Source organism: Streptomyces sp. S6 (assembly GCF_054880855.1).
The window spans coordinates 1-6,064 of sequence record NZ_JBTYMC010000359.1; the positions used below are offsets into that span (position 1 = coordinate 1).

Annotated in this window: 7 protein-coding genes and 1 pseudogene; 4 read left to right on the forward strand and 4 right to left on the reverse strand. The window is 68.1% G+C overall.

The features are described from left to right. Positions 1 to 447 precede the first annotated feature (447 nt). Complete coding sequence (locus ACVNF4_RS31010; RefSeq protein ID WP_461806207.1) at positions 448 to 1,089, reverse strand: DNA-3-methyladenine glycosylase; 642 nt, start codon at positions 1,087 to 1,089, stop codon at positions 448 to 450. A 119-nt stretch (positions 1,090 to 1,208) separates the two neighbouring features. Between ACVNF4_RS31010 and ACVNF4_RS31015 the strand changes: the two genes are divergently transcribed. The 3 genes from ACVNF4_RS31015 to ACVNF4_RS31025 all read left to right on the forward strand — a co-directional run bounded on the left by ACVNF4_RS31015 (position 1,209) and on the right by ACVNF4_RS31025 (position 3,235). Then, the gene (locus tag ACVNF4_RS31015) at positions 1,209 to 1,991 is read left to right on the forward strand and encodes a sporulation protein (RefSeq protein WP_461806208.1); all 783 of its coding nucleotides are present in this window, start codon (positions 1,209 to 1,211) and stop codon (positions 1,989 to 1,991) included. A gap of 42 nt (positions 1,992 to 2,033) precedes the next feature. Further along, a complete protein-coding gene (locus ACVNF4_RS31020; RefSeq protein ID WP_461806209.1) occupies positions 2,034 to 2,573 on the forward strand; it encodes a YbhB/YbcL family Raf kinase inhibitor-like protein in 540 nt (179 codons plus the stop codon). 155 nt (positions 2,574 to 2,728) lie between these two features. After that, complete coding sequence (locus ACVNF4_RS31025) at positions 2,729 to 3,235, forward strand: HNH endonuclease (RefSeq protein ID WP_461806210.1); 507 nt, start codon at positions 2,729 to 2,731, stop codon at positions 3,233 to 3,235. A gap of 68 nt (positions 3,236 to 3,303) precedes the next feature. Here the strand turns inward: ACVNF4_RS31025 and ACVNF4_RS31030 are convergent, their stop codons facing one another. The 3 genes from ACVNF4_RS31030 to ACVNF4_RS31040 form a co-directional block, all read right to left on the reverse strand. Then, positions 3,304 to 4,251: an SPFH domain-containing protein gene (locus tag ACVNF4_RS31030; protein WP_461806211.1), complete on the reverse strand. Its 948-nt coding sequence runs from the start codon at positions 4,249 to 4,251 to the stop codon at positions 3,304 to 3,306. A gap of 126 nt (positions 4,252 to 4,377) precedes the next feature. Further along, on the reverse strand, positions 4,378 to 4,806 hold the full coding sequence (locus ACVNF4_RS31035; RefSeq protein WP_461806212.1) for an NfeD family protein: 429 nt from the start codon (positions 4,804 to 4,806) through the stop codon (positions 4,378 to 4,380). A 50-nt stretch (positions 4,807 to 4,856) separates the two neighbouring features. Next, positions 4,857 to 5,654 (reverse strand): ABC transporter ATP-binding protein, encoded by a 798-nt coding sequence (locus ACVNF4_RS31040; protein WP_355876485.1) that lies wholly within the window; start codon positions 5,652 to 5,654, stop codon positions 4,857 to 4,859. Between the two features lie 200 nt (positions 5,655 to 5,854). On the opposite strand from ACVNF4_RS31040, the pseudogene ACVNF4_RS31045 reads away from it, so the two are divergent. Further along, a pseudogene (locus ACVNF4_RS31045) lies at positions 5,855 to 6,064 on the forward strand (hypothetical protein); the annotation flags it as partial.

The window sequence follows — 6,064 nt, forward strand, 5'->3', positions numbered from 1 at the left end:
GGCACGCTGTTGAGTTCTCAAGGAACGGACGCTTCCTTTGTACTCACCCTCTCGGGCTTTCCTCCGGGCTTCCCTTCGTTCTTGCGTTTCCGACTCTATCAGATCTTTTTCCGATCCGATTTCCTCGGCGCTTTCCAGTTCCCGCTCTCGCGTTTCCCTTCCGGCTTTTCCGACTCTATCAGATCCTTTTCGATCCGATTCCCTGTCGGCGGGAAGTCTTGGGCTTTCTCGCTTTCGCTCGTCGGCCTTTTGACATTCACTACGTTAGCCCATCCTCTCGGCTACTCATAATCGAGTCTCCGTGAGTTCGAATTCAGGCATGCGGGCACGCCGAATTCGACCCCGTCGAGGGATGTTGTAGGTAGTGGGTTGTCCGCTCCCGGCCCTCGGCGAGTGCCGTACCGGGTCAAGCGGCTCGGACTACATTACGCACCCCTCAGGGGAGCGTCAACTTGAGCGACGGCGGGGAACGTGGGCCCGATAAGGGCTCACCGTGGGGTCGTTGGAGATCCAGAACCGCCAGGGGTGGACGGCGCCGGCGCCCGAGACCCCGGTGCGGGGACCGCTGTTGACCTGGTCGGAGGGGACAGGGGTACCGGTGAGGACGCGGAGCGGGGTGTCCTCGGGGGTGCAGGCGTCGGTGCCGTCGAGGGTGCGGTCGATGTCGAGGGCCGTCGCCAACCGGGCCGGTCCTTTGGCGAGTTCTTTGTCGTTCCGGGCCGAGAGTCGACGTTTGCGGGCCGATTCGGCGCCCTCCAGGATCTCGCCGGCCCGCAGCAGGACGGCGCTCGCCTCGCCCTCAGGACCGCAGACGAGGTTCATGCAGTGCCACATGCCGTAGGTGAAGTAGACGTACACATGACCGGGCGGACCGAACATCACGCCGTTGCGGGCGGTGCGGCCCCGGAAGGCGTGGGAGCCGGGGTCGTGCTCACCGTCGTACGCCTCGACCTCCGTGATGCGCAGGACGATCGGACCGTCCGGGGTCGTGCGGACCAGGAGGCGGCCGAGCAGGTCGGGGGCGACCTCCAGGACAGGGCGGTCGAAGAAGGGCCTCGGGAGGAGCGTACGGTCGGGGGTCGCGATCATGGCCGACGAGCGTAGTGCAGTCGGGGACGGACCCGGGCGTGCGGAACCGGACGTGGCCTGAACGCGTTTGTAGGGATCGAAGGCCCGGTCAACCGGTCGTCGAAATACGAGGGAGAGTCATGGCGTTCAAGAGGCTGCTCGCGAGCCTGGGTGCGGGTGGGGCGTCGGTGGAGACGGTGCTGACCGAGGTCAACGTCGTACCGGGCGGGGTCGTCCAGGGTGAGGTGCGGATTCAGGGCGGGTCCGTCAGCCAGAACATCGAGGGGCTGTCGATCGGGTTGCAGGCCCAGGTGGAGGTCGAGGGCCAGGACGCGGAGTACAAGCAGAACATCGAGTTCGCGAAGGTCAGTCTCGGCGGCGCGTTCGAGCTCCAGGCGGGCGCCGTGCACGCGGTGCCGTTCGGGCTCGACATCCCGTGGGAGACGCCGGTGACGACGATCGCCGGGCAGCCCCTGCGCGGGATGCACATCGGGGTGACGACCGAGCTGGCGATCGCGCGGGCCGTCGACTCCAGCGACCTCGACCCGATCAACGTCCACCCGCTCCCCGCTCAGCAGGCCATCCTCGACGCCTTCACTCAGCTCGGCTTCCGTTTCAAGAGCGCGGACATGGAGCGCGGGCACATTCGCGGGACGCGTCAGAAGCTGCCGTTCTACCAGGAGATCGAGTTCTTCCCGCCGCAGCAGTACCACGGCCTCAACCAGGTCGAGCTGAGTTTCGTCGCCGACGAGCACGCGATGGACGTCGTCCTGGAGATGGACAAGAAGCCGGGCCTGTTCAGCGAGGGCAGCGACACGTTCCGTTCCTTCCAGGTGGGTCTGCGCGACTTCCACGGGACCGACTGGGCCTCGTACCTGAACCAGTGGCTGGCCGAGGTCGGCAGCAAGCGGAACTGGTTCTAGGCTCGAGGTTCTCAAGAGCCACGTATTACAGGAGGTACCGAGGTGTCCGAGCTCAAGCGGCGGCCTCTCCCCCACGACTTCCACCCGCCCGTCCCGGCGTTCACGGTGACGAGCGAGGACGTCTCGGAGGGTGTCGCGCTCAAGGCCGATCAGGTCTACGCCGAGGGCAACGTCTCGCCGCACCTGCGGTGGGAGGGGTTCCCGGAGGGGACGAAGAGCTTCGCGGTGACGTGCTACGACCCGGACGCGCCCACGGGCAGCGGGTTCTGGCACTGGGTGCTGTTCGACATCCCGGCGTCCGTGACGGAGCTGCCGGCCGGCGCGGGTACGGGAGAGTTCAAGGGCTTGCCCGAGGGCGCCGTCCACGTCCGCAACGACTACGGGACGCGTGACTTCGGCGGGGCCGCGCCGCCGGCGGGGGACGGGCCGCACCGGTACGTGTTCACCGTGTACGCCGTCGATCAGGAGAAGCTCGGCGTCGACGAGAACGTTTCGCCCGCTTATGTCGGTTTCAATCTGCGGTTCCACGCGGTCGCGCGGGCGCAGCTGATCGGTGAGTACGAGGTGCCGGCCGCGAACTGACGCGGTTCAGAGTTCACCCGACGTTTGTCCGCCTCTGGTCATGGAAGTGATCAGGGGCGGGCATTTTTTATTGCGTTGTCCATCTCGGCGTGCCCGTCCAGAGTTGATCCACGCCCGCCGGGGAGCGGGCCGATGCGCAACGGGAGGTGGGCTGGATGCGGGACACGCTGGTGCTGAACGCGAGCTTCGAGCCGCTGTCTACGGTGACGTTGAACCGGGCTGTCGTTCTGGTGCTCCAGGACAAGGCCGTCGTCGAGCAGGCCCACCCCGAGCTGCGTATGCGGGGCGCCGAGGTCGACATACCCGCGCCGCGGGTGATCAGGCTGTGCCGGTATGTGCGGGTGCCGTTCCGCAGACAGGCGCCCTGGTCCCGTAGGGGGGTGCTGGTGCGGGACCGGCACAGGTGCGCGTACTGCGGGCGCAGGGCGACGACCGTGGACCACGTGGTGCCGAGGGCTCAGGGCGGCCGGGACTCCTGGCTGAACACGGTGGCCTCCTGCGCCGAGGACAATCACCGCAAGGCCGACCGGACGCCGGAGCAGGCGGGGATGCCGTTGCTGAGGGAGCCGTTCGAGCCGACGCCGGCCGACGCGATGTTGCTGTCGCTGGGGGCGGACGAGTTGCAGGCGTTGCCGGAGTGGTTGAGCTTGGACGCGGCTTAGGTCGTAGGAACGAGATCGGGGTGCTCCTTCGTCCAGAAGGCGCACCCCGTCGTCGTACCGTCGGCAGCTCAGTCGATCTGCGGCTTCTCCCGCTTCTCCAGGTTGCTGCCGCCGTTGTCCGAGGAGCCGCCTCCGCCGCCCAGTCCGCCGAGGCCGCCCACCGCGCCGGACAGGCCCTTGAGGGCGTCGCCGATTTCGCTGGGGACGATCCAGAGCTTGTTGGCGTCGCCCGCGGCGATCTTGGGGAGCATCTGGAGGTACTGGTAGGAGAGGAGCTTCTGGTCGGCGTCGCCGGCGTGGATGGCCTCGAAGACCGTGCGGACGGCCTGGGCCTCACCCTCGGCCTTCAGGGCCGCCGCCTTGGCCTCACCTTCGGCGCGCAGGATCTGGGACTGCTTCTCACCTTCGGCGGTGAGGATCGCGGCCTGCCGGGTGCCTTCGGCGGTGAGGATCGCGGCGCGCTTGTCACGGTCGGCGCGCATCTGCTTCTCCATCGAGTCCTGGATGGAGGTCGGCGGCTCGATCGCCTTCAGCTCGACGCGGTTGACGCGGATGCCCCATTTCCCGGTGGCCTCGTCGAGGACGCCGCGCAGGGCCGCGTTGATCTCCTCGCGGGAGGTGAGGGTCCGTTCCAGGTCCATGCCACCGATGATGTTGCGCAGGGTGGTGACGGTGAGCTGCTCGATGGCCTGGATGTAGGAGGCGACCTCGTACGTCGCCGCGCGGGCGTCGGTGACCTGGTAGTAGATGACCGTGTCGATGTTGACGACCAGGTTGTCCTGGGTGATCACCGGCTGCGGCGGGAACGGGACGACCTGTTCGCGCAGGTCGATGCGGTTGCGGATGGTGTCGATGAACGGGACGACGATGTTGAGGCCCGCGTTCAGTGTCCGCGTGTAGCGGCCGAAGCGCTCGACGATGGCGGCGCTCGCCTGTGGGATGACCTGGATCGTCTTGATCAGGGCGATGAAGACCAACACCACCAGGATGATCAGAACGATGATGACCGGTTCCATCGTGCTCCCCGTACCCTCTCTCCGCCTCGGCGACTGCCGACGATCTTACGGCTGCTGAAGATCTTGCTGGTCGAGTCTGTCAGACCTTCACATAACTCGCAGGTCGTTCAGTTCAGTTGGGGTGCTTCACAGGACGATCGCCGTGGCGCCCTCGATGTCCACGACGTCCACCTCCTGGCCGGGTTCGTAGGCGCGGCCGGTGTCGAGGGAGCGTGCGGACCAGATCTCGCCCGCGAGCTTGATCCGGCCGCCGGAGCCGTCGACGCGCTCCAGGACGAGGGCCTGTCTGCCCTTGAGCGCGTCGATTCCGGTGGGGAGCCCCGGCTGCTGTCTCAGGTGCCGGTTGGCGATGGGCCGTACGACGGCGACGAGCGCCACCGAGACGACGACGAAGACCAGCACCTGGCTCACGGCCCCGAAGCCGAGTCCGGCCACGACGGCGGCGGCGACCGCGCCGACCGCGAACATGCCGAACTCGGGCATGGTCGTGATCACCAGCGGGATTCCCAGCGCCGCCGCGCCTACGAGCCACCACACCCACGCGTCGATGTCCACAAGGTCAATGGTAGGACCGCGGCGTCGGCGCGGACAGGGCGCGTGCGGGGTCAGGAGAGCGGGAGGCCCTGGGCCGTCCAGCGGTCGCCGACCTGCTCGACGACGAGGGGGAGGCCGAAGCAGAGGGAGAGGTTGCGGGAGGTGAGTTCGAGTTCGACCGGGCCTGCGGCGAGGACCTTGCCCTGGCGGATCATCAGGACGTGGGTGAAGCCGGGGGCGATCTCCTCGACGTGGTGCGTGACCATGATCATCGAGGGTGCGATGGGGTCGCGGGCGAGGCGGCCGAGGCGGCGGACGAGGTCCTCGCGGCCCCCGAGGTCGAGGCCGGCGGCGGGCTCGTCGAGGAGGAGGAGCTCGGGGTCGGTCATCAGCGCGCGGGCGATGAGGGTGCGCTTGCGCTCGCCCTCGGAGAGGGTGCCGAAGCGGCGGTCCAGGTAGTCCGTCATGCCGAGGCGGTCGAGGAAGGCACGGGCGCGGATCTCGTCGATGTCCTCGTACTCCTCCTGCCAGCCGGCCGTCATGCCGTAGGCGGCGGTGAGAACGGTCTGGAGGACCGTCTGGCGCTTGGGGAGCTTCTCGGCGAGGGCGATGCCGGCCATGCCGACGCGGGGGCGGAGTTCGAAGACGTCCGTGCCGGGCTTGCCGAGGGTCTCGCCGAGGACGGCGACCGTGCCGGCGCTCGGGAAGAGGTAGGTGGAGGCGAGGTTGAGGAGGGTGGTCTTGCCGGCGCCGTTCGGGCCGAGGATGACCCAGCGTTCGCCCTCCTTGACCGACCAGGAGACCTGGTCCACCAGCGACCGGCCCTCGCGGACCACCGATACGTCCTGAAGCTCCAGAACATCGCTCATGAGCGCGTTGTCTCCCCTTGCAGTGTGGCCGGTCTCGGTCGTCGCGTGCGCCAAGTGGTTCGGCAGCCGCGCGCGGGTGGGCGCGGCCCCTGTCGGGAAAATCTACGCCACCGGTCGGACACCCTGTTCCATCGGTCCGCTTCTTACGGATTCCGGGGACACCGCTCGGGGTTCGCGGGAACCCTCCTTAGGCTGGTGCCATGCTCTCGGAACCGCGCGCTGGTCGCCTCGCCGCTTGGGGAAATGCCCTGTTGGCCGGACTCGTCTCTCCGGACGACGCTGTCGTCGCCGTCGTCGGGGACGACGCCGTGCACCGGGTGGAGGGGCTGCCCGGGGAGTCGGGTCCCGTCGGACTCACGCTCGCGCTCGGGCGGCTGCGGGCGCTCGGGGTGAGCGGGCTGCGGGTCGCG